General features: G+C 58.2%; 2 protein-coding genes. Both read right to left on the bottom strand.

Annotated elements, in window-relative coordinates:
- Positions 1 to 311: hypothetical protein (locus AC5ZGW_RS46700; protein WP_496114204.1), on the bottom strand; the 311-nt coding region annotated here is incomplete at its 3' end.
- The coding region (locus AC5ZGW_RS46695; RefSeq protein WP_496114203.1) for a hypothetical protein at positions 311 to 691 on the bottom strand (381 nt) is incomplete at its 5' end. The genes AC5ZGW_RS46695 and AC5ZGW_RS46700, both read right to left, overlap by 1 nt.

Below are 691 nucleotides of genomic sequence, written 5' to 3'. Positions count from 1 at the left end.
CGACGAAGGCGCAGCCAGGCAGCGAACGCAGCGGCGAACTTGCGAATCTCGCGCTTCACGTTCGGCGTGCGGAACCCGAAGATGATTTCCGCTTCAAATCGCGCAGACACAGCCAGTTGTTCGGTGCCGGGGTCCAGGTCGGGTTCGCCTTCGAACTCGCACAAGTTCAGCAGCACAGCCGGCAGCGGCAGGTTCTTCCGTTCTTCTGTGCGGTAAAACTCGACGGTTTGCAGGTCGGGGAATTGCGCCTTAATGGCCGCCTCGATTGCGTCGTGCAGTGCGTCCAGGTCCAGGAATGCGTTCGGGTCCATCATGCCCCACCAATTTTGTATTTCACGCGTGCGTCCAGTTCTCGCCTGAACAGCGGCCAGAAAATCGCATCCACCTGCACGAAGATTCTATCTTCCACGAACACGTCCGCCTTATCCTTCACGGGGAACAGTTGTTCTTCGATGTGCAGGCGCTGCTTTCCCTTGCGCTTGAAAATCGTTTTGCGGTGCGCGTACTGGCTGGAAGCGACGAACGCGCCTTTGTACTCTTTCCCGCGAAACGTCGCGCCGGTCGTGGTTTTCTTCGGCGCGCCCTTGAACCACGAAATTGGCATGTCGTTTAAACCATACCAAAGCTGCACGCCTTCCAGCTTTCCCTTGCGCAACCGCAGCGACTTCAGGCGTTTGCGCAGCGCGTTGAC

The sequence above is a fragment of the Bradyrhizobium sp. Crot121 genome (assembly GCF_059512385.1).
The sequence above is the reverse complement of the archived record's forward strand: the minus strand, read 5'-3'. Positions and strand labels throughout refer to the sequence as shown.